At 48.5% G+C, this 22,665-nt stretch carries 19 protein-coding genes; 6 read left to right on the top strand and 13 right to left on the bottom strand.

Annotated elements, in window-relative coordinates; translation table 11 throughout:
- The first annotated feature begins 176 nt into the window (after positions 1 to 176).
- Positions 177 to 791, top strand: a complete 615-nt coding sequence (locus tag MHB82_RS01805) for a class I SAM-dependent methyltransferase (protein ID WP_341173666.1) — start codon at positions 177 to 179, stop codon at positions 789 to 791.
- Positions 792 to 897: 106 nt separating this feature from the next.
- On the opposite strand, the gene MHB82_RS01800 is transcribed toward MHB82_RS01805, so the two are convergent.
- On the bottom strand, positions 898 to 2,034 hold the full coding sequence (locus MHB82_RS01800; RefSeq protein WP_341173665.1) for a glycosyl hydrolase: 1,137 nt from the start codon (positions 2,032 to 2,034) through the stop codon (positions 898 to 900).
- 145 nt (positions 2,035 to 2,179) lie between these two features.
- The gene (locus MHB82_RS01795; RefSeq protein ID WP_341173664.1) at positions 2,180 to 4,108 is read right to left on the bottom strand and encodes a heparinase II/III family protein; all 1,929 of its coding nucleotides are present in this window, start codon (positions 4,106 to 4,108) and stop codon (positions 2,180 to 2,182) included.
- Between the two features lie 318 nt (positions 4,109 to 4,426).
- On the opposite strand from MHB82_RS01795, the gene MHB82_RS01790 reads away from it, so the two are divergent.
- Complete coding sequence (locus MHB82_RS01790) at positions 4,427 to 4,759, top strand: hypothetical protein (protein WP_095361646.1); 333 nt, start codon at positions 4,427 to 4,429, stop codon at positions 4,757 to 4,759.
- 123 nt (positions 4,760 to 4,882) lie between these two features.
- Here the strand turns inward: MHB82_RS01790 and MHB82_RS01785 are convergent, their stop codons facing one another.
- From MHB82_RS01785 to MHB82_RS01755, 7 genes are all read right to left on the bottom strand, one after another.
- Positions 4,883 to 5,170 (bottom strand): KGG domain-containing protein, encoded by a 288-nt coding sequence (locus MHB82_RS01785; protein ID WP_095361647.1) that lies wholly within the window; start codon positions 5,168 to 5,170, stop codon positions 4,883 to 4,885.
- A gap of 177 nt (positions 5,171 to 5,347) precedes the next feature.
- Entirely contained in the window at positions 5,348 to 6,004 is a 657-nt protein-coding gene (locus tag MHB82_RS01780; RefSeq protein WP_341173663.1) for an SGNH/GDSL hydrolase family protein, read from the bottom strand.
- A 114-nt stretch (positions 6,005 to 6,118) separates the two neighbouring features.
- Positions 6,119 to 6,916: an NAD-dependent epimerase/dehydratase family protein gene (locus MHB82_RS01775; protein WP_341173662.1), complete on the bottom strand. Its 798-nt coding sequence runs from the start codon at positions 6,914 to 6,916 to the stop codon at positions 6,119 to 6,121.
- Positions 6,917 to 7,024: 108 nt separating this feature from the next.
- The gene (locus tag MHB82_RS01770; protein ID WP_095291558.1) at positions 7,025 to 7,354 is read right to left on the bottom strand and encodes an AzlD domain-containing protein; all 330 of its coding nucleotides are present in this window, start codon (positions 7,352 to 7,354) and stop codon (positions 7,025 to 7,027) included.
- Positions 7,345 to 8,070, bottom strand: coding sequence for an AzlC family ABC transporter permease (locus MHB82_RS01765; protein ID WP_246058504.1), 726 nt, complete (start codon positions 8,068 to 8,070; stop codon positions 7,345 to 7,347). The genes MHB82_RS01770 and MHB82_RS01765 overlap by 10 nt, the downstream gene beginning before the upstream one ends.
- 222 nt (positions 8,071 to 8,292) lie before the next feature.
- Complete coding sequence (locus tag MHB82_RS01760; protein ID WP_341173661.1) at positions 8,293 to 9,495, bottom strand: DUF2087 domain-containing protein; 1,203 nt, start codon at positions 9,493 to 9,495, stop codon at positions 8,293 to 8,295.
- A 313-nt stretch (positions 9,496 to 9,808) separates the two neighbouring features.
- Positions 9,809 to 11,782 carry a methyl-accepting chemotaxis protein gene (locus MHB82_RS01755; protein WP_341173660.1) on the bottom strand — a complete coding sequence of 658 codons (1,974 nt, stop codon included), beginning with the start codon at positions 11,780 to 11,782 and terminating at the stop codon, positions 9,809 to 9,811.
- A 309-nt stretch (positions 11,783 to 12,091) separates the two neighbouring features.
- Here MHB82_RS01755 and MHB82_RS01750 point away from each other — a divergent pair, with 309 nt between their 5' ends.
- The 3 genes from MHB82_RS01750 to MHB82_RS01740 all read left to right on the top strand — a co-directional run bounded on the left by MHB82_RS01750 (position 12,092) and on the right by MHB82_RS01740 (position 15,722).
- Positions 12,092 to 13,450 (top strand): serine hydrolase, encoded by a 1,359-nt coding sequence (locus MHB82_RS01750; protein WP_110756631.1) that lies wholly within the window; start codon positions 12,092 to 12,094, stop codon positions 13,448 to 13,450.
- A 263-nt stretch (positions 13,451 to 13,713) separates the two neighbouring features.
- Positions 13,714 to 15,129, top strand: a complete 1,416-nt coding sequence (locus MHB82_RS01745) for an N-acetylmuramoyl-L-alanine amidase family protein (RefSeq protein WP_341173659.1) — start codon at positions 13,714 to 13,716, stop codon at positions 15,127 to 15,129.
- 35 nt (positions 15,130 to 15,164) lie between these two features.
- A complete protein-coding gene (locus tag MHB82_RS01740) occupies positions 15,165 to 15,722 on the top strand; it encodes a GerMN domain-containing protein (protein WP_341173658.1) in 558 nt (185 codons plus the stop codon).
- An 85-nt stretch (positions 15,723 to 15,807) separates the two neighbouring features.
- On the opposite strand, the gene MHB82_RS01735 is transcribed toward MHB82_RS01740, so the two are convergent.
- The 4 genes from MHB82_RS01735 to MHB82_RS01720 form a co-directional block, all read right to left on the bottom strand.
- Positions 15,808 to 17,313: an MBL fold metallo-hydrolase gene (locus tag MHB82_RS01735; RefSeq protein ID WP_341173657.1), complete on the bottom strand. Its 1,506-nt coding sequence runs from the start codon at positions 17,311 to 17,313 to the stop codon at positions 15,808 to 15,810.
- Entirely contained in the window at positions 17,310 to 18,995 is a 1,686-nt protein-coding gene (locus MHB82_RS01730; RefSeq protein WP_341176568.1) for an ABC transporter permease, read from the bottom strand. Before MHB82_RS01730 ends, MHB82_RS01735 begins: the two co-directional genes overlap by 4 nt.
- Positions 18,996 to 19,073: 78 nt before the next feature.
- Positions 19,074 to 20,141: an ABC transporter substrate-binding protein gene (locus tag MHB82_RS01725; RefSeq protein ID WP_341173656.1), complete on the bottom strand. Its 1,068-nt coding sequence runs from the start codon at positions 20,139 to 20,141 to the stop codon at positions 19,074 to 19,076.
- Between the two features lie 74 nt (positions 20,142 to 20,215).
- Positions 20,216 to 21,229 carry an ABC transporter ATP-binding protein gene (locus tag MHB82_RS01720; protein WP_341176567.1) on the bottom strand — a complete coding sequence of 338 codons (1,014 nt, stop codon included), beginning with the start codon at positions 21,227 to 21,229 and terminating at the stop codon, positions 20,216 to 20,218.
- Positions 21,230 to 21,628: 399 nt separating this feature from the next.
- On the opposite strand from MHB82_RS01720, the gene MHB82_RS01715 reads away from it, so the two are divergent.
- Positions 21,629 to 22,546: a LysR family transcriptional regulator gene (locus tag MHB82_RS01715; RefSeq protein WP_341173655.1), complete on the top strand. Its 918-nt coding sequence runs from the start codon at positions 21,629 to 21,631 to the stop codon at positions 22,544 to 22,546.
- Positions 22,547 to 22,665 lie beyond the last annotated feature (119 nt).

Below are 22,665 nucleotides of genomic sequence, written 5' to 3'. Positions count from 1 at the left end.
CAAGTTCTTTCCAGATGTTTAGGCTTTCAGCGATTTTTCAGAAAAATGATTGGAAAGCAATTCCGTTGTCTCATCTCTCTTCAGGGAATCATACCCGCCAGCATTCCGCATAACCTATCTATATTGCTACTTTTCATGCGCCAAGCAACTGAATTGTACATGATAGGAGGATAAACATGCGGCAGCCCTTTGATTACATTGGATATTGGGAGCAGACATACCGTTCCGGAGAAACTTCTGGACGTGGATCATACGGGGTTCTGGCTGAGTTCAAGGCCGAGATTATGAACGGATTGATCCAACAGGAGGGTATTACCAGCGTAATCGAGTTTGGATGTGGGGACGGCAACCAGCTGCAGTATATGAATTATAAAGAATACCTCGGTGTCGATGTCGCAGCCTCTTCGGTGCGCTTGTGTGCCTCAAAATTTGCCACGGACTCCTCCAAAAGCTTCATGCTGTATACACCTGGCCTATGGATTAACCGGGGTTTTCTGACGGCAGACCTTACAGTGTGTCTGGATGTGCTGTACCACATCACGGATGAGACGGATTTCCGCAATACCTTATATGATATTTTGCATTCATCGAAGGAATGGGTTGTACTGTACACCAGGTTGAAGGAAAACGGCAACCCGGGTGTGGACACGATTCAGGATCGCAACCTGTTCCATTATTTATTTGACTATCCCGACTTCAAGGTTCAAGAGATCATCCCGCAGCGATATCCCGATCAATCTTCAGCGGACTTTGTGATCCTCAGGCGCGTGCCATCGAAGAAAAACAAATAAATCATCTAACTCATATCACGAAAAACCACCCAAAACAGTCCCGTGGAAGATAGGCTGCTTCAGGTGGTTTTTTATTTCAATGATTTAATTCTCCGACATGTTGAGGTTAAAATAGACCCGGACGTCCACGCAGCTTAGCCAGCGCTTCCATATAGAAATAATCGCCGTAGATGATCGGCACATTCAATCCCCTTCCTTCCGGGTAATGCACGGTTCCCTGCATGATCAGCCCCTCTTCCGCAGCTGACTCGCCTGAGCTGTAGCGCTCATGCAGGCCGCGAGCGATGCGCTCACCCGCTGCGGCATACTCTTCACCGCGTGGCGACAGCTTCGCCAGCTCAAGCAGACCGCTCGCCGCAATCGCAGCGGCGGACGAATCCCACGCCACCTGATGCTCCGCCGGTGCGCGAAAATCCCAGAACGGCACGATATCTTCGCCAAGCATGGCGAGGAAGAAATCGGCCGCGCGTTCCGCTGTCTCCAGATAGCGGGCTTCGCCCGTATACCGGTAAGACAGCGCAAAACCATGCAGCGCCCAGGCGGTGCCCCGCGCCCAGGCGGAACCCGGAGCATGGCCCTGTCCGCCATGCTCTCGCAGCTTCTGCCCCGTGTGTGGATCAAACTCCACCACGTGGCAGATGGACCCGTCTGCGCGGACGAACTCGCGCGCAACCGTGTCCGCGTGTGCTTCCGCCAGCAAGCGGAAGCGGGGATCGCCGCTCTGCTCCGATGCCCAGTAGAGCAGCGGCAGGTTCATCATGCTGTCGATGATGGCTACGCCGCGCGTATCCATTGTGGGCGAGTTGAAGTTCCAGGCACGAATGAACTGACCACGTACATTGAAGCGAGCAGCAAATAGATTGGCAGCAAGCATCCCCCGCCGCCGGCTGTCCAGGCTGCCAGTCTGGCGGTACGATGCTACGCCGCTGAGCAGCCAGATGAAACCAAGATCGTGATCCACCGAATCCGGATTACGGAGGCATCCCTCCAGCTGCCGTTCACAGCTATCTGCAATACGAGACAATGAAGCAGCATCTACATTTTCAGGGGACTCACCATACACAAGCCATAACAATCCTGGCCAGAAGCCGGCTGTCCACCATTCCGGATCATTCTGGTCATACGTCCCCTGCGGAGAGATGTGTGGAAAGGTATCCTTGATTCGCTGTGCGTTGCGAATGGTTTTGTCCGCGCCCTGCCGCCAAGCTTCTTCAACCCATGTTACCGATGTCGATGTACTCACGAGCTTTGCCTCCTCTTTTCGTATCCTTATTTATTTACTCATACACGTACGCAACTTTAATGGACTATATCTGTACGCAGCCTTCAGTGGTTTCCTTGCAACAGTTCAGCCCGGATTGTCTTCAATTCTCATCCTTTGAATGGAATTACCTCGGATACATGGTGAATTTGAGTCTGCACCTTGTCTCCTGTACGGAATGATCCCGAGAGTTACCGCTTTCATCTGCGGTTTGCCGTAAGATTAATGCGGTGCGGTAAAACTTCTGTGGCAGGTGATCATGATCCACGGTCTCGATCACTTCGATCTGTGCATTCCAGCATTCAGCATCGTACGCCATGAACACCACAGCCCTGCTTCCTTCCCATCGTACTCCTGTTTCTTGCAAGACAGGTTCGATTCGACTGATAAAATGTTGGGCAACTAGCGGTTTTACATCCAAGGGCTCCCCTCTCTGAATACCGGAAGGTGGGTGCCATTGGTAGTGGTCTTCAAGGAAAAGCTCTGCTTCGGAATTTCCAGCTGAACCGTGCCATCGTAACCGCCGGATATATCTTGCCAGTGTAGGAGCCTCAGAATAAGCTGATGTCAGATCCAATTCAGCCTCTATCCCCTGTGATGGCAGGTGCTTAATATGTAGCATTTTGGCTTCGGCTTGTCTTCCGGATTGTTGACCCGTTCCTTCAATGACAGGAACGCTGTGCCCCTGAGAGCCAATTTGCAGAATGCTTTCCCTACCAGGTGCGAAGTAGGCTTGAGTATACTCGCCTGAGCCTGGATCACAGAGAATGTTTTCACCTCCGCCATGAAGGATGAAGTGTCCCAGATCATTATGATTATGAGGCTCTGCGTTATGACCTCCTTTTACCGAAAAGGCCACCTTTACTTCCTGCTGTTCGCTTGTTGTCAGCGTCCCTCGTGCTATCACCCACGACAAATCCTCCAAGTAAATCGGAGCCCCGGGCTCACCCGATTCAGTCTCACTCTCGAACTTAGCCGGATTAGTCCACAGTACATTGCGGAGAGCATGAGCCCACCTGCGGCAGGGATCCTGGGAGAGAAGCGGGATGTGAAGCCCGGAGTTGATTAGAATCTGCTGCCGTTCGGATAAAAGGGATAGCAGACCGGACGGAAGCGTCTCCCGCTCGCGACTGTCCGAATAGTTGATAAATACCCCATCCGATAAATGAATATTTCCCGGGAAAGCAGCAATCGCTCCCGTCTTGGGTTCTGACAACATATCCAGTTCACCTGCACTGAACAATCTCAGCATCTCTGCGTAATAGGTATAGAATCCGAACCCGTACACCCAGTAGCCCACACCTTCAGCACATCCTCCATCCGGCCCGTAACCACTCAAAAATGCATTCATGGATCGAACCGTGTGCTGCACAGCCATGGTTCTAAGACGCTCATCCTCCAATAAAAGGAGAGCAGCCATTCCGCATCCTCCACTGCAAACGGCTGACCAGTTGTGATTTGCCTCTTCCCAACCGTAAGTCCGCTGCTCCCTGTACAATGGAGTAAATATCCTGTCTTCTACCTCCGCCTTGACCATCCGAATCACACGTTCATCCAGCATGTCATCCAGTATCACAACTAGCTCTGCCAGCATCTGTGCGGTCTCTGCAGCGAATAGATCAATATGTGTTCTTGCGCCAGCTTCTTCCCCTTCCGGTATATGGGCAGACAGACACCAGGTTTGTTCGGTACAAACACTCCAGATCAGATCCTCCAGCAGATGCAAACGAGAGGAAGACGGCGATACTGCCACCAGCAGCCCCAGCGAAACAAGCCTTCCGCGCCTTTCAAAATAGGCCTGCTCATACGCTTGACGCTCACCCGTATCCCTGAATTGACGAAATAGGGAAAAAGATAGTTCAGGCAGGTTCTCTGTGAGTGCCTTCTGTTCATAACCTTCTAAATCCGACCAAAAGCCGGCGTAAACGGGGTCATTCCACGTGTCCGTGAGCCTGTCTTTCCAGTGATGGATAAGCTCCAAACCATTGGACATTCCATGTTTCATAGCCGCAGCGATGTGATCTGCCGTCCAACGTAATCCAGGGTGAACCTTCATAAGAATTCCTCCCCATTTTTGTAACCGATTTCATTTTAGCTTATTAGATAGTAAAAATGAAGGGAATTCGGCTAATCTTATGTAAAAAAACAAATAATATGAAAATAACTGAAACTTTTCAGACTGTTTTCTCGTAAAAGAGTTGTCGGTACTCATTGCATATGCATTTTATTCTATTATGAGGACAGGTGAACCATACTGAATACTGAATTATTTGATCAGGCTGTAACGGAGCTGCTGCAACGCTCGGATAGCCGGGTGCTTGTCCAGGTCGAATCCCATTTTCCGGACAATCGCCTCGTCGGAGGTAAATATCACATGGGGAGTCACACCGTATATCTGTACAAAAAAGAGATCATGGAGCAATGCCGGATGCTCTTCGGTACGCTAGCTCCATTGCAAGCCTATATTTATGTCATTCTGGCTCATGAACTGGGTCATGCAGAGGATACGGAATTAGCATATCTCTCCAACCTTCTTGATGGTCCCCTTTCGGCTCCTGAGCAGGCAGAGATCCGGTTGCGTATTGAAGAAAACGCCTGGCGTTATGCAGAATCACTGCTGCAGGGCATGGATCCTGTTTTCTTGCATACCATCATTGATGAATCCCTGCTCAGCTATCGACAAGCCATTGAACCACATATCGCCTAGAGCCTAGATTATCCGTACAACATTAAATGAATAAATAAGGCCAGACCCACCCTTTTCCACAGGTGAGATCTGGCCTTGTTTGCTAGAATTACGTTTTTTTCACGCTTGCTTCTATATCAATGATTAATTTTTCCGATTCCGTGACCGGGCTTGTCCACCCTTGCGCCCTGCTTCTTCGCGGCTCATTTTGCCATCCTGATCGTCATTTCCGTCACTGCTGCCCCGGGCGCTTCCGCCCTCACTTCCAATCTCTTGATAGAACTCACGGTCGTGGGATTTTGATGTAGCTTCCCCGCCTTTGCTGCCGATCTCCTGATAGAAATCCTTGTCATGGTTCTTCGAGGTTGCCTCTCCGCCCTTACGTCCTGCTTCTTCACGGCTCATTTTTCCGTTTTGGTTATTCTGTGCCATTTTGAATTCACTCCTTATCGGGTATTGAGTATAGTGTGCTACGCTTCTTAATTACCCTCCTCTTTGGAAATAAAACAAGGGATTTCTAAATATGTAACTTTTCTATAATTTATTTTCGGATGTTCGTCTATGTAAAAAAAGAGCAGAGGATTGCACAGGACCCTCTGCTCTTTTTTCCTATTGGATTTTAAGTTTGCTGTCCTGTACGACAGATAACCATTGACGTGCAATCAGTTCATGACCTGCCGCCGTTGGATGCACACCATCCCACAACCAATAGGATGCCTCTGCCTTTTCAGTCGCTTGATTGAGCACATCCTGCAATGGAACGAACACAGCATCGAACTCATCCGCGAGCTCCCGGACAAGGCGTTGATATTGGCCTATTTTCTCCTGCCATGCATCCCATTTGTCCACCGTAGCGCCGGTTTTCAGAATGAAGGGTTCCATCAACACGAGCCCTGTATTCGGGAGCACTTCCCGCGTTTCTTCAAGCAGATGACGATATGCCCGTCCAAGACGATCCGTCACCCCGCTCCGTTCATTATTCATTATACGCCAGGCGTCATTCACACCGATCAGAATGCTGATCAGCTCCGGCTTCAAACTAAAGGTATCTTCATTCCAGCGTGCATACAGATCGGATGCGCGATCCCCACTAACCCCCCTGTTGTAGAAAGTGGGCTGCTTCTCTGCCAGCTCCGCACCCAATCTGCTTGAGATCAAATAAGCGTAGCCATGTCCCAGAAAGTGATTCGGATCATCGTTCCGCGATCTTCCTCCGTCTGTAATGGAATCTCCCTGAAACAATATTACGGATGGACTTGTACTCATGATTTAAACCGTTCCTTCCTCTTATGCAAAATGGAAACCTTGATCCTACAGTCTCCATTTTATCCCTTTCCGGTTCAATAGAAAATAGCGTTTTCAACAGTTCAACTAAACGCCCTACTGGTCTTTTGCCACATATCCTCCACCCTGATATTTCGTCTCATCCTGCTTATCCGGCGCACCTCTGCGCTTCGCTTCTTCCCACAGCGCGGCAGCATCGTCTTCCGGGCGGTATCCAATTTTTTCAGCCAAATAACCGATATCATAATAATTGTCGCTATTCGCGGAGGTTCCATATAGATTAAGATACTTCATCCCGGAATCGGCTTCAATACAGCACACAGCGAGCTGCACCATATCCCTCGGGGATATCCAGATATGGGCAGAGCGCTCGGAATGCGGATAATCATCCCCGGAGAAGTTGCCGATCCGAATGTTGAATGAAGACAGGTCATACTTGTCCACATAATATCGGCCAAGCAGTTCAATATAACATTTGCTGAGGCCATAGAAGCTGTCAGGGCGATAGGGGTCGTCGACCTCAATCTCTTCACCTGTACGGTAAAAGCCAGTTGCATGGTTAGAGCTTGCAAAAATGACACGCTGAACACCATTCATTCGTGCTGCTTCATATACATGGTAAGCTCCTGTAACATTGATCGGTAGAACTTTACCCAAGAAGTCCTCTTCATCCTTGGCCCAGGCAATGTGCAGCACAGTATGCACTCCTCGCATCAACTCTTGCAGCCTTTCTGCGTCCGTAACATCCATGGGGACAATACCTGCTCCAGGATCATCCTGAAGGTCAGCCGCAACAATATCATACTTGTCCATTTCCCTCAGACCGTCCAGCAGACTGCGACCGATTACGCCAGCAGCACCTGTGATCAGGACCTTTTTCCTCGTATTACCCATTCACCTTCGCTCCCTTCATTCTTAACGGATACCTCAGTTCTACTACATAGGTCTATAGAACATTATTAACCGTTAGTCTGAAGGAATTACCTGTACCTCTTGCGTCCTCTACCCGAGCACATAACGCAAAATCATCATCGCTACAATGCCCACAAGAACCGTACCGAGAAGGCTTCGCGTCCAGATCGCTACCACAAAGGTAGGCAGCGCGGCCCACAGTGCAGCATTTTGGGTGAGCGGTACCAGCTGGTTGCCAGACATCAACAGCTCCTGACCAATTAATGCTGCCATCACGGCCACAGGTACATATTCCAGCCAGCGAAGCAGCCATACCGGAATCTGTATTTTGCTAAACAGCATTAGGGGCAGCACCCGGGGAATAAAGGTCAACAAGGCGGACCCGATAATAATCCAAAATACATCCCATCTTACTTCCATCGTTCCATGACAACTCCCATCGTTGCTGCAACGACTGCAGCCACTATAATGCTCATGCTGCCCAAAGAGGCCATACTCGCTAGTACCACACACACCACGGCAATAATGGCTACATTGATGTGCAGCTTTCTGTTTTTCCGATGGATTAACTGGAGCACGATTAGGCCGATAAACATGGCCGGCAGGGCAAAATCCAGTCCAAACTGCTCCGGATTGGTAATCCAGCGCCCGAAATAAGCTCCTGCCATGTTGGCTGCGAACCAATTCAGATAAGCTGTAATATTCAATCCATGCATCCAACGTTCACTTAATGTTTTGCGGCCAATTGCGCGAGTCATCGCCACTCCGAACGATTCATCCGTGAGCAGGGAGCCAATCCACATGTTTTTGAGTGGGGTCAGGTGCCTGAAATACGGCGATACGGCTGCACTGAGTAATAGATGTCGCAGATTGACAAAGAAAATCGTGAAGATGATCGCTGCTGCCGATCCGTTCGATGCGAGCATGCCTGCAGCAATAAACTGGGCCGAACCTGCATATAAGATCAGACTCAGCAGGGCGATTTCCGCCATACTGAGTCCTGCTGTCATTTCGATGACACCTGCTGCAAACCCAATACTCAAATAGCCAAGCAGGGTTGGAATGCAATCCTTTACCCCCTGCATAAACGTGGCATGATCCCGAGTCTCTAAGATGTCTTCCGATTTTGTGACCATGGGCATTGATTTATCCAATTCTGTTGCAACTCCTTCTCATCCCTTCAGAGATGTAAATACGATTCCTTTATATTAATTTAGAAATATACCACAAGTTGAGTGAATGAGGGAGAGACAGATTTCTCCTTTACAGAACAGATGCAAATAGATCTCTCATGCAAAAAAGTCCATAACCTGTTAAGGTCATGGACTTGGTAAGCCCGAAATAAATATGCTGTGGAATTACTGACTACTACCTTTTTTGTCCCCGTGATAACCTTGTTCGCCGTATGGCTCAAGCTGATCCATCCAACGATCCAAACATTTGGCAAGTGCATCCTTGGTGTCAAAATAGGGGTTATCCTCTTTTTTCAATACTTCCAGCACTTCAATCGTAAACGCATCATCACCGTATTCATTCCATTCCGCCTGCAGCTGCTTGTTCAGATGGCTGCCCATTTGCAGCATGAATTTCTGTCCATTGATCGTTTTCAGATTCAATGTGCTATCCAGGTAGACTTTACCGTTGCGTTCATTCCGAATCTGGTATATTCCAGCCTCCGTCTTGATTTCCTTGGCCTGCTCCTGAAGTTCTTTGCGCCGATTCATTTCTTCGTTCTCTCCTTTCCCGCTTCCCGTTTCCGTTTGTTTATTATTCTTCTTCTCTTCTTGCTCTGCCGAGAGGTTTAACCAGTACTGACTGCCGTCCTCTTCACGATTCAGGAAACCGTAGTCGATCAGATATCTCCTCAGTTCCACGTAGTCCTCATAGATTTGTTTTAAGACCTCGTTAACCTGTTTCTCGGTATAGTGGCGTTTTGGCTCGAACCGTTTGGCGATTTCAGTGAGAACGATATATTTATGCTTCTGCTGCATGTGAAAACTCGACAGCGGACCATCTGTACCTTCTGGAAAATACTTGGCCAGCACTTTTTCACGATCCTGTTCCGAGATATCAAACTGTTTATAGTTGATCGTATGCACATGTCTTGTGACAGGCAGTACGAGCTCGGCAGGAGCATAGTCATCTTTGCTTTTTAGCAGTTCCATTAATGCCAAAAAGATTTTGGCCTGCCGTTCTTTCTCCTTCAACACAAACCGGTGATTCCGAATGGTGGACGCACTACCGATCCCCAGTGCCTTCTGCACTTCGGTATCCTTCTTCCCTTCATAAAACTGGCCAAGTAACCCCCGCTGCACGTCGGATAGGCCTGTTACACTTTTATCCAGCTCCAGCAAGTATTCAAAAACAGATCCATGGGTCTTCTCGATATGAACACGCATATATCTCTCTGCCTCATAGAGAACACCTTCCTCGGGATAGACAATTCCCGCCTCTGTTTTATAGTCACAGCAGATACATGTAAAGGTTGGCCCTTCCGCGAGATATCCCCGCTTGATCTCTTCGAGCGTGGCCGTCTGCAATAATGGTTCCGATGATTTCATTGGACAAACTCCTTTTTATACTTTTATTAGATATCCCAATCGACAATTAATACCACTCAATAATTCGATATAAGTTTGTTTATTTATAGATATATTATAATTTTGTTTGTTTAAAGTCAATAACCATCTTCTGTATGCTCTCTTCTCAATGAGTTAAGCTCTCCAGTGAGGTTACCAGGGCATACTTATTCCAATAAAAAAAGACTACAGGGAATTGACCCTGCAGTCTCGTTGTCATCGTCATGCTGACGCTGGTACTCTACGGTTTATCCCCTTTCTAACTCAGAGGCACCGCTTTATTCAATTTAATCGGTTATAGCTTGAAACGTTCAATCATGCTCTGCAGATCTTCAGCCATTCGAGACAATGCGGCAGAGGAAGCTGCCACTTCTTCCATCGTGGCAAGCTGCTCCTGTGCTGCAGCAGAACCATCTTCCGTACCGGATGCGATCTGATCAGACAACACAATGGTGTCATTGACAGCTTTGGTTACGTGATTCATTCCTCCATCAATCTGACGGGATGCCGCAGATACTTCTCCGGCTTGAGCAGCAACCAGCTGCACCGCATCTCGAATGGTACGGAACGCATCGCCCGCTTCGGTAATCAGCTCCGAACCTTTCACCATACCTTCACCTGTACGTGCAAAGGTGGACTGCACTGCGTACGTTTTCTCCTGCATTTCACGCATCAACTCATTAATCCGCTCGGCAGAACTTCCTGAATTATGTGCCAAAGCTTTAACCTCATTGGCTACAACAGCAAATCCGCGTCCTTGCTCTCCAGCTCTGGCAGCTTCAATGCTCGCATTCAACGCGAGAATATTGGTCTGTTTCGCAATGGTGGTAATTTCGGTAACGATCTGAATAATCTCTTCATTTTTTGCCCGGAGATCCTCAATGACTGCCGCCATGGCTTCACTCTCTTCGTTGACCCGCTGAATATGAGCGACCGCTTCTTCCACGGTTACCATTCCGGCTTCGGACTTGTTCGAAGCTTCCCCTGCAATGCGGGCCGTCTCTTCGGCGCTGGAAGAGATTTCTTTGACACCAATGGACATCTCTCCGACAAGCTGACCCGTTGCCGCAAGACTGTCATTTTGTTTGGTCGTTCCTTCCGCTGCGTTCTGCATCAGCTCGGCAACCTGTTCTGTTGCTTTGGACGTCTGTTCCGAACTGGCCATCAATTCCTCGGATGATGCCGCGAGCTGGCTCGACGTATCATGCACCTCTCCAAGAACATTGCGCAGCGATGAAGTCATGGAATCGAAGCTGTCTCCAAGCTGTCCAAATTCATCCCGCCGCTTCAGCCCAACACGAACCGTAAGGTCCCCGGCGCTGACCTTGGATGCGGCCTGGGTGAGCTGCTGCAATGGACGAACAATTCCTCGGATGATGAATATGAGCAGGATTATACCGATGATTAGTGAACTTCCCACAAGTGTATAGGTTCGAATCATAATCGGTCTAACTGCTTCATCTGCTTCGGAAGGCAGCATCTCACCGACGATTTTCCACCCCGTTGCCGGGTTCGTAAAGTATACAGCTTCCACTTCTTGTCCTTCATACGTATACGTTACGGTTCCTTTGTCGCTCTTGTACATTTCATTAATATAGTCTTGATCTGACTGCACACCCGATTCGATATTGTAATGGAACAGGAACTTTCCGCCATTGTCCAACATGTACAGCTTTCCTTCTTCACCAATATGAATCTGATCTACATTTTCTTTTAAGTGGTTAAGACTAACATTGGCTCCAAATACACCTTTGCCATCAGCCAGCTTGGCAGAGGCAGTCACGACCCACTCTCCTGTTGTTGCTGACTGGAATGTGTCCGAAATAATAGGATCATTCGATGCCATGCCCATCGTATACCAGCTGCGTTCCCGCGGATCATAGATCTGTTGCCCAGGATCAGGAGACTTCATCCAGCTTCCATCCTCGGCACCGATCGTCAGCACGCCCAGTTCTTTATGGTTTTGAGACATATCATCCATTTGTTTTTGCAGTGCAGGCGATTTATTAATAACATCCTCAGAAGTAAAACCCGCAGCGAGCTGTGCGGCGTTATCTTTCTCCATGTTGAGCATCTGGTCAATCTGTAAACTGAGCATCTCTGTTTTGGCCTGTGCAGAATGCAGGAGTTCTTCTCTAACCCGTTCTGCGGCTTTATCGTAAGATAACCAACCAACGGTGATGCTTGGCACAATCAAAAACAGAAGCAGCGCCGCGACCAGACGTTTTTTTACGGTTGGCGCAAACCATTGTTGAAACCTTTTCTTCATATGAACTATCCCCCATCATCATCTTCACCTTTCTTTTTATCGGACGAACATCATGAAAACATTATGTATGAATACTAAAAATCATCGAAATTCTATTATTTTTGTTAGGCTCTTCTATTCTCTTGTTCTCCATCCATTTTGACCCTCTCCGCGAGATCGTTTACAATATTTTAAGCTGGTTATTCATGAAAAGTCTGGAAGGAGAGGATTCAAATCACACGCAGATCGCCTCACGAGCATCAATCGGTTTCCAAGGCCTATTTATCCCTGTTTCGTATTCTGCTCGCGTTCATTCTGGTTGCAGGGCCGATGCTGGGACAATTCAGCACATCGATATCGGCTGCACAGAACACGAAAGCAGTTCTTATTGAAGTGAATGGCGAACCACAATCCTGGAAGAATACACCTCAGATCTATAACGGATCAACGTACGTACCCCTTAGGGATGTCGTCCAGTCGGTGAAGGGTTCCTTGAAATGGGATAACCGTACCAAAACAGCTACCATCACCGTCGGAAGAGATACTTTGGTTCACCAGTCCGGCAGCGACTCGATCAAGGTCAACCATGTTCGCCTGGATGCAGGCGTGAAATCCCGTACGGTTAACGGTACGCTTATGGTACCTGTCCGTCCTATAGCAAATGCCCTGAAAGCCGATATAAAAGTCGGCCGTACCTCATCTGGTCAGATGAGCGTGAACATCCAAACGGACAAAGTCAGTTTGCTGGACAAGGAAGTGACCAGCGTGGATGCTTATTTACGTGAAATTCAATTCCCTGGCATGGCCCTAATAGCCCGCAATGGTGAAGTATTGCTTCGTCAAGGATATGGACTGGCCGATGAGAAAACGCTGAACCGCCCGGACCAGAAGACAAGAATTGCTTCACTGAGCAAATCCTTCACGGCAGCTTCCATTCTCAGCCTCGCGGAAGATGGCAAGCTGAATGTAGAAGATCCCATCTCCAAATACATCTCTGGTATTCCGAAGGGTGACGAGATGACTCTGCATATGCTGTTATCTCAAACTTCCGGGCTTCCGTCTGCATTTGGTCGGGGTGAAGGAACCTCACTGGAAGAAACGGTAGAGGAGATCCGTCACAAAACGCTGAAGTTCGAACCGGGCACTGCCTATCTCTACAGCAATAGCGGCTATGTGCTGCTCGCCTATGTCATTGAACAGGTATCCGGCATGAGTTATGCCGACTATGTTCAACAAACGATTCTGAAGCCGCTCGGCATGAAAAACTCGGGTGAGGCATCACGCAAGGTCAAAACCATTAGTGGTTTCGTCGCAGAAAATAACAAGTGGGTGCCTGCTCCTTATTACGTGTCACAATCGGGATCAGGGACGATCTATTCGACGGTTGACGATATGCTCAAATGGGACCGCGCACTGTACACCGATCAGATCCTCAGTCAGGAGACGATTGAACAGATGTACAAGCCCTATTCGGACAAAAATTACGGCTATGCCTGGATTCTCAAGGAAAAAGGCGATAATCGCACCGTCTTCCACAATGGCAGCGGAGGCGGTTTTGCCACAGCCTTCTCTCGTAATCTATCAGACGACGTAACGATTATTCTGCTTGGTAATCATGCGGGTATGGATATGACCTCTCTGATGGATGAAGTAGAAGCGCGCACAGCCAAAGCATTAAAATTGCAATAATTGATCTATATACAGTACAAGTGACGGCCTCCCTGGGGTCGTTTCTTTCGTTTATATAATCCATGTCATGGTTGAGAGATGGAGTCACCTATCATACTAGATCTGAGCACTAAAATTAAATAAATCAATAAAAGAAACATTTTTACAAATTTGTTGTTTATATATTGTAGTAAAATTATGGGAGATGAATTGTTTTTTACCGATGGGAACTCTGAATTTCCATGTCGGTGAGTTACAAGCTCTAAAAATGTTGAGGTGTATTCATGAAGAAAATAATTGTATTTATGTTTCTGAGCCTGTTCTTCCTTTTTCTGTTTCCTGTTCAGGGAAATGCCGCTGCAAACACGTCTAAAATCTTCTTGAATGGAGAGCAATTGTCTCTTCCGAATGACGTTCAGGTGACCATCGTCAATAAAAATGTCATGATCCCGATCCGAGTCGTTGCAGAAAATTTGAAGTTTAAAGTCGACTGGAATCAACAAGCCCGTCAGGTGAAGATACAGCAAAATGAAAAAGTAATATCTCTCACCGTTGATCAGAAGCAAGCCATGGTTGCTGACAAACAGGTTACCCTGAATACGGCTCCACAAATTTTAAACAAAACGCTGGTGGTACCCATTCGTTTTGTCAGTGAAGAGATGGGGCTTAGCGTAAAATGGAACAATCAGGAGAAGATCGTATACTTAACTGGCAGCAATAATGAGTCCGCCGAAGCATCTGGAGATGATTCAGGAGGCAGCGACACCACGTCGTTAACCCATGTAACAGATATTGTTTTTGCCGATAATCAGCTTGTCGTGTCCATGGATGGCGAACAAGTGCAGCCTGTCATATCCACCTTGAAGAACCCGGATCGACTGGTTGTGGATCTGCCTGGAACGGTCTTTGGTGACCTGGCACAACCACTTGATAAGGGATTTAATGGAAATCTGGATGTAATCGGATATCCCAATGTATCGGAAGTGAGATATTCCCTATTTAAACGAGATCCCGGACAAGTTCGGATTGTGGTTGAATTAAACAATGTGAAGGACGTGCAGTTCGATCAAAACGTGATTGCCGACAAGCTGCTTATCGATCTCAACCTTTCGGGGGACAGCATAACGCCCGTGCCAGTGAGTCCCGTCATCGATACAGGACGCAAAATCGTCGTGATTGATCCAGGTCACGGAGGCAGTGACCCAGGGACCATAAGTATCACCAATAAACCGGAGAAGGAATACGTTCTGGCATTGGGTCTAAAAGTACAAGCTCTTCTGCTCAATGAGCCTGATATTGATCTGGTCATGACACGTGACAGCGATATCTATCCCACACGTTCCGAGCGCGTTCAACTGGCGAATGAGTTAAATGCGGATGTCTTTGTCTCTATACATGGCAACAGTGCAACATCCTCACCTCAGGCATCAGGTACAGAAACCTTTTATTATCAGCGCAGCAGCAGCAAGGACCTGGCCAATATCATTCATAAACGTTTGGTGAAGGCTCTGGGATTCAAGGATAGGGGTGTCAAAAATGGCAGCTTGCAGGTGATACGGGAAACCACCATGCCTGCTGTGCTCTTGGAAATTGGGTTCTTGAGCAATGCTGCTGAAGAGAAGGCCATGTCGTCCGAAGAAGTTCAGGCGAAAGCTGCACAAGCAATAGTTGATGGAATCAAGGAATATCTAGGGATATAAAATATAACGTTATACCAAACGAAGGATGTGATTTGTTGAAACGAAAGATGGGATACGGACTACTATTCTTGTTCATTCTTATCATGGCCGCAGGGTGTGCCCAGAAACCAGTGAGTGAATCCGGAACGAATGAACCCAACCATTCCGGAAGCGTACAGCCTTCCAACAATGGTGGGACTCAGGTTGAGCCGAATAAGGAAGAGAAGCAGACTGTTGAAGTATACTTCGCCGACACACAGGTGCTGGAACTGGAAAAAAGAGAAGTTGAGCTGGAGTTTGTAGAGAACGACGAAAAATACAAAAAAGCATTTGAAGCCTTACAAAACAGTGACGATACTGAGCTGGTCTCTCTATGGGAAAAGGTTGAACTGCTCTCCGTCCAATCTGCCGAGGATACGTTGACTTTGGATGTTCATATCCCCGATGAAGCCAAGCTTGGCAGCAGTGGAGAATTGCTGGCCTTGGAAGCTTTAACCACGTCGATGTTTCAGTTTGATGAAATAAATCAATTGGAAGTGCTTGTAGATGGTGAAGCACTGGATAGTCTGATGGGTCATTCAGAACTTGAGCACCCCATTCAACGTGAACCCTAGTCCTCAATGAAAAGAACGTCCCTAAGGACGCTCTCACCTGATGCTTTATGGCATTATAAAGCATGGATCTCATCTAATTTTATGTTTAGACATATAGCTCATCCCCCGGAGACAATGAATGTAACTCTGCTTCCGGTGATGGGCTATTTTTGAGCAAGCCCTCTCTCAGTCTGTCCGTCTCGGCTTTATCTGCATGCACAAGCAAGGTATGCCGAGCAGGCACCCGATGCAGCATTCTCTCGACATCCAGCCAGCCCTGATGCACTTTATAACGAATCTTCTGCACCTCACAGACCCCATGCTCCGCTGGATTCTGTGCTAGCTGCTGTGCAAAGGTACCAACAGCCGCATGCCCGGTGAGCAGGATCAGGTTCTCACCATTCTCCGCCAATTGGCTATAGTACCAACGGGCAAGCGAAGATTGCATCATGCCGTCGGGAATAAACCATAGGGAAGCACCATATTGATTCAGCAGTCGCTCCCGATCCTCCTGACCTTTGGGCAGGTGCCAGGATTGTCCCGTTAAAAATCGTTCAATGACGCCATTTAGCGAACCCTCAATATGTTTCCCCTGTTCTCTCAGCCAATATGGGGCACGCAGCAGCTGCTTCATGCCATCTAGTAGCCCCTGCTCGACGATCATCGGAACGCCAGGGAACTGCTCATGTGCCCACAGTATGATCTCTTGACCACGGCCTACCGAGGGCATGGGCAGCAGCACTTTCCCTCCACGAGCAATGGTCTGGCGAATGGCACGGTCCAGCTGTTCCAATTTTTCTGCCTGCGTTTCCCGGTCGGTTCCATACGCAGCATCCACAATCGCCAGATCCATCGGTTGATTCAAGTTGCTCTTTGTTAACGAAGGAGTCAAGGATATCTCGGAAATTCCAGGATTCTCAGTTGCTATCGCTAGTTCTACCCGCGGTTCTCCAGCAAATGGTATGCCATCACTAACAGCCAAGCCTTGAGTCAATCGCGAATTATTCATACGGCTGCTTTTGTGCTCCCTGCCCCGGAACAGGCTTGCCAATCTCAGCGCCTCTGCCGCACAATCTTCCTGTAAAAGCATGGACTCGGATGTATAGTCTCCGGAGTAGAAGATCCGTTTACCCTCCATCTCAAGTGCAAACCATACCGATCCGGCAAGGTGGCCACTGCGTCCCCATAACACGTGCAGACCAGGAATCATCTCGAACCAGATCCCGGGCTTCGCCTGATCCTCCAGATACCTGTAACGTATGGACTCCACGTCTGCTTCCCCATAGGGAAGATCATGTCCTGCACGCTCCAGATTGCTGCGCCACGCCCGGAAATAGGTGTCCAACTGCTCCCTTGTCTCACGCGTCGTCCATACCTCACCCTGATAGCCCATCTTGTATAATAAAGGAATAGCAACGGAATGATCCTCATGCGCGTGGGACAGCAGAACAGCATCCAGCGTTGATACAAGTTCAGGCTGGATAAGCGGGTACGCTCCCGCTCCTTCTTTTTTCACGCCACAATCCATTAAAATGCGAGTCCTGTCTCCGCTCAAGAGATAGGCGGAGCGGCCATGCTCGCCTGCTCCGCCCCATACGTTCAGTTTGATCATGATGCATTCCACTTTCTCTTTGAATTCAGTAGTTCAATGCCGAGCAGCATCAGTACGGTCATGCCAACCGTTACAACAGCCATGGCCATTCCGAGCGAGACCTGACCTTGCTCAAACTGTGCAAAGATATACGTTGCCGATGTCTGCATGGACGGCGGGAGAATCAACAATGAGCCTACGAGCTCGCGTGTTGCAATGGTGAATGTCATCATCCAACCGGCCAGCATGCCGGGAATGATGAGCGGCACAAGAATGCGCCGCAGGATATACAGCGGCTTTCCGCCAAACACCTCACCTGCCTGAAACAAAGTACCATCGATCTGGGTAAAGCTCGATTTCACATACTGTACCGTATAAGGCAAAAACAGTACGACATACGTCAGAACCACCATCCCGTACGTGTTATAAAGGGTGACAGGCATCCAAGGTGAATTCCAGAACAGGATCAAACCCACAACCATGACAATGCCCGGTACGGTGTTGGGAAGTAGGCTGAACAGATCAATGATACGCTGCATGAATGAGGATGACTTGCCAATCGCCAGCGCAAAACCTGTACCAATCACAACCGCAACGGTGGAAGCGGCGAGGGATAATCCCAGGCTATTTCCGATGGCTTTCATGCTAACCGAGCCCCAGGAGAGCAGATCCCGATAGTGATCCAGTGTTACATTGTCCAGAGACAATCCGGCCCCCCGCAGCTTCATCGTCGACGCCGCAATAATGGAGAAGTACGGAATCCCCACAGAAAGAATGAGAAGTACCGCGAGATACAGACCGCATAGCCAGCCAGCTCCCCCGCGAAGGGAATACCGTTTGGACCGCTGTCCTTTGCCCCCCACCAGACGGTACGTGAATTTACGACTCATGGCAGACTGCATGTACCACATTACGAGACATACGGATAACAAGACCGATGCCAGTGAGGTGGCCTTACCGAAGTCAATCGGCCAACTGGAGATATATTTGTGGATCTCCGAGGTCATGACATAGTATCCGATGCGGCGGCCGAAGGTGGCTGGAGTTCCAAATTCCGCAATCGTTTTAACGAAAACAAGCATAATCCCCATCCCGTATGAAGATAACAGCAAGGGTAATATAATGCGTCTAAACCGGTATCCTGCTGTTGCACCATGCACTGACCCTGCCTCTTCCAGATTGCCGCCGATGCGAATCAACGCATCCCGCAGCAGCAAATATAGGAACGGGAATAGATGCAAGCTCATAATCAGCACCATGCCCCAGAAACTGAAGAAGAGCTCGCTCCATTTCTCAGCTGATGGCATCCACTGCTGCAGGTATCCTCCTTTTTGCATAAATAATATCCAGCCCATGGAGCCGATATACGGTGGTGTCATGAACGGAATCATCAGGATCACATCCACCCAGCGGTGCTGGCCCATTCGGGTCTTGGCCATCATCCAGGCAAGCGGCAGGGCCAGCAAGGTGGTGACGGCAACAACACAGATGCCGAGCCAGACAGAATTAAGCAGCACAGCAGACAAATGATGACCAGTAATCGTCCGGATCGGAGCCATCCAGTCCCATTGTCCATCCGGATACACGCTCTGCCAGAAAATCAGCAGCAAGGGTACGCCAATACTTATAGTCAGCAGAAAGAGGGCCAGAATCACGCCCACTCTCCGAAAAATACGGTTGTTGTCCAGTACAACAGGTTTCACTGATTTCACCTCACATGACTTCCACCAAAACACCCGTCACACGTGTTGCCGAATGTTCTTCAGTTTGTTTCAGCAGTCTTATTTGAAAATCTCGGAGAAACGAGCCGCTGTCTCATCACCGTGTTCACTCATCCAGTTCCAGTCCACTTTCAGCTGCGGGATATCTTTCAGATTGGCCCGATTGGTCGCTTCAATATCTTCACGGCCCGGAATCAGGTACGCATCAGCAACCAGCTTCTGTGCTTCATCGGACAACAGATAGTCGATAAACGCCTTGGCGTTTTCTACATTCGGGCTCGATTTCAGAATGGCAGCCGGTCGTGGGCTGATTACAGTCCCTTCTTCTGGATATACGATATCCAGGGGTTCGCCTTTATCCTTGGAGGAATATGCCATGTAATCAACACCTGCTGCAACGATGCTTTTAGCTCCCGTAATTACCGGATCAAGAGCTTCCTGGTTCGCACCCGCCATGGCCACACCGTTCGCTTTGTAGCTGTCCAGCAGATCCCACCCTTGGTCACCGTTCACACTCAGGTACCCTGTAATGAAGTCCAGTGCAGAGCCAGACAACGTTGGGTCGGGGATATTTACAGCGTCTTTCCATGCTGGTGTAGCGAGTTCAGCCCAGCTTGTCGGAGGCGCAGACACCAGCTTGGTGTTGTACACAATTCCGAGTGCCGAAGCACTTGAACTGAAATAGTTACCTTCTACATCTGACCAGTCCTTGTTCAGCTTGTCGGCATTGGCTGCTTCAGGGTATGGGAGGGTCAAACCGTCAGCCTTGAGTGCCTGTGCTGAAGGCAAAGAGGCAAGAATAACTACATCGGCCACAGGGTTTGATTTCTCTGCCTCCATACGGGCAAGAATTTTACCGGTTGTCCCCTGGAACATCTCTACTTCAATTCCTGTTTTGGCTGTAAACCCGCTCACGATATTATCTGCCAGCTTTTGTGGCCCTGCACTATAGAGCACCAGTTTGCCGCCTGCTGTTTCGGTTGGTTGTGCTGCTGCGGCACTGCCTTCTCCCGCAGATTGTCCTGCATTTCCAGCGGTTGAGTTCGTACTGCATCCGAACAAGCTAATGCTCATCACCGCTGTTAACAGCAGCATTGCGCTTTTTTTCCGTGTTTTCATTCCCAACATCACATTCCATCTCCCTTGGTTATATGTTTTTTCGAGTAAACTTAACATTTCTTCTCATTTCCTCATTCAAGCATCTAGTTTGCTGCAGCTATAACTTCCCGCTTCGCATCCATGCTATCCTGCCCGTTCATACGGCAGATACGCTCCGGCGAGATATACAGCTGAACCTGCTCACCTACGCGGACCCTTCGATCCAGGTAAGTCGTCCATACACCTAGCCCTTCCATTTGAACCCGTATCTCATAACGCTCCCCTACATAGCTGACACTCATTACCGTGGCCTGATAACGCAGGTCGTCATGACTTGTCCTGTTCCAGGTCACATGTTCCGGCCGTACCATGGACTGATTCGGTGTCAACCAGTTGGATTTGCCGATAAATGAAGCAACAAAAGGATCGCTTGGCGATGAGTAGATCGTCTCGGGACTACCTTTTTGTAATATCCGCCCCTTCTCCATGACCACAATCTCATCTGACATCGACATCGCCTCAACCTGATCGTGAGTGACATATAGTGCGGTTAGCCCCATATCCCGAACGAGAGACATCATCTCAATCCGCATTTCTTCTCGCAGTACAGCATCAAGTGCACTAAGTGGTTCATCGAACAGAATTACACCAGGTCTTACGGCTACCGCTCTGGCAAAAGCAACCCGCTGCTGCTGTCCACCGGACAGCTGATGAGGATAACGCTCTTCCATGCCTTGCAGGCGAACCATGCCAAGTGCTTCGGTTACCTTCTGCCGTAAATTTGCTTTCTGCTTTCCGGCCCTCAAGCCAAATGCAACATTTTCATATACCGTCATATGCGGCCATAATGCAAAATCCTGAAACACCATGCCCAGATTACGCTTATGGGTGGGTACATCAATCCGCTTGGCAGCTGAGAAGATGCACTGATCACCCGCAACAATCTCTCCCGCATCCGGCTGTTCCAGTCCGGCAAGCATCCGCAGCAAAGTGGTTTTGCCGCAGCCTGACGGACCAAGCAGCGTTGTAAACTGACCGTGCTGAAGCGTTAGATCCGTGGGCAATAGTGCAGGCGTGCGATTGAATGATTTTTGAACTCCTGAAATCTCCATTTTCATAAGCATCCCTGCCTGTCTTCTTGTACTGTACTCAGTCTAACTCCCGCTCTCGCGAGTTGTATGTTAGGAATGTAAAAATGAAATTAACTTTTTAGATGAATTCTGTTGATGTTCATAGATTAAATCTATATAAGGTGATTCAAATTCATTTTTCATTTGGTTACTTCGATTACACCACCATCTTCTGATTGCTGTTATCCCCGGATTTCCTAGATTCTTTTTTCTAAGGGAGACATCAGGGGATAAAGGCGAAGCGTATGCTTCCGAGTAGCTTTCTTTCAGAAAGCTTTTAGCTTCGCTTTTTTCAGATTGGTCCTGTACTCTGCGTCTTTATGAAAACAAGCATTAAATCATCTTATATTATGGAGGCCCTGGATAAGGGAGAGGAGTGTGAGTTCGTTGAATCTGATTAAACTGCAAATTGTAGAGCTGATTGACAAGCATCATCACATGACCAGCGTCGCAGAGATACTGGGTATCAAGCAGCCCACGGTTACTTTTCATATGAAATCACTGGAGGAAGAGATGGGAGTGCGATTATTTGAGTCGCGCAGCGGGAAGACGTTCCTAACGGAGGCTGGACAGGCCCTCCTTCATTATTCCGTTAAAATTAATGCCCTGACCCAGGAGGCGCGCCGGGTAGTCAAAGAATACGACAGCCTCTACCGGGGCACGCTTCACATTGGGGCGAGTTATGTACCTGCAACCTATCTGCTGCCTCCGATGCTAAATACATTCTCACAGGAGTTTCCCGGTATTCGCATTGTGTTATCGGTCAAACCATCGCCTGTTATTCGCGAGATGTTAATGCGGCACCAGATTGATCTGGGAGTAATCTCTTCCGAACCGTTTGTTGGTCCGATTCTTCAAGCCGATCCGCTATGCGCAGATGATCTGGTATTAATTTGTGCTCCTCAGCATGCTCTGGCTAGTAGAGAAGTGCTGGAGCCCGACCATATCTCTCAGATTCCTTTCGCCCTGCATGGGAACGAATCAAGCACTCGCCGTTTGACCAACCAATGGCTGGAACAACATGCTGTGCGGCTTCGCAGTACGGTAGAGATGGACTCACTCGAGGCAATCAAGCAGCTGGTTCTGCTCGGAGGTCATATTTCATTCATGTCGCGCATGGCCGTCCAGTGGGAGGAGCAGCATGGCTTGATTCAAGTCCTGCCCATTCCCGGGGAACAAGCACCTAGGCATATATACACGGTACATAATAAGGATCGACATCCTTCGGTTCAAATGAATCGGTTCAAGGAAGTTCTTCAAGAAGGAGTCACGGGCTCTCCTTCATTTCTTGGCGTGATCCCATAAAAACTCTCATTCGCCATTCATCAAATCTATGCAGGGTTAACGCAATGCTCGTCCAACGTTAATCACTTTCATATACTCGGGCGCTAAAGTGGGTCTGTACATTAATCCAGCTTAGGGAG

It is taken from the genome of Paenibacillus sp. FSL K6-2862, from assembly GCF_038005125.1.
Lineage (GTDB): Bacteria > Bacillota > Bacilli > Paenibacillales > Paenibacillaceae > Paenibacillus > Paenibacillus illinoisensis_A.
Note: the sequence above shows the minus strand (reverse complement) of the source record. Positions and strands in the feature narration are given on the sequence as shown.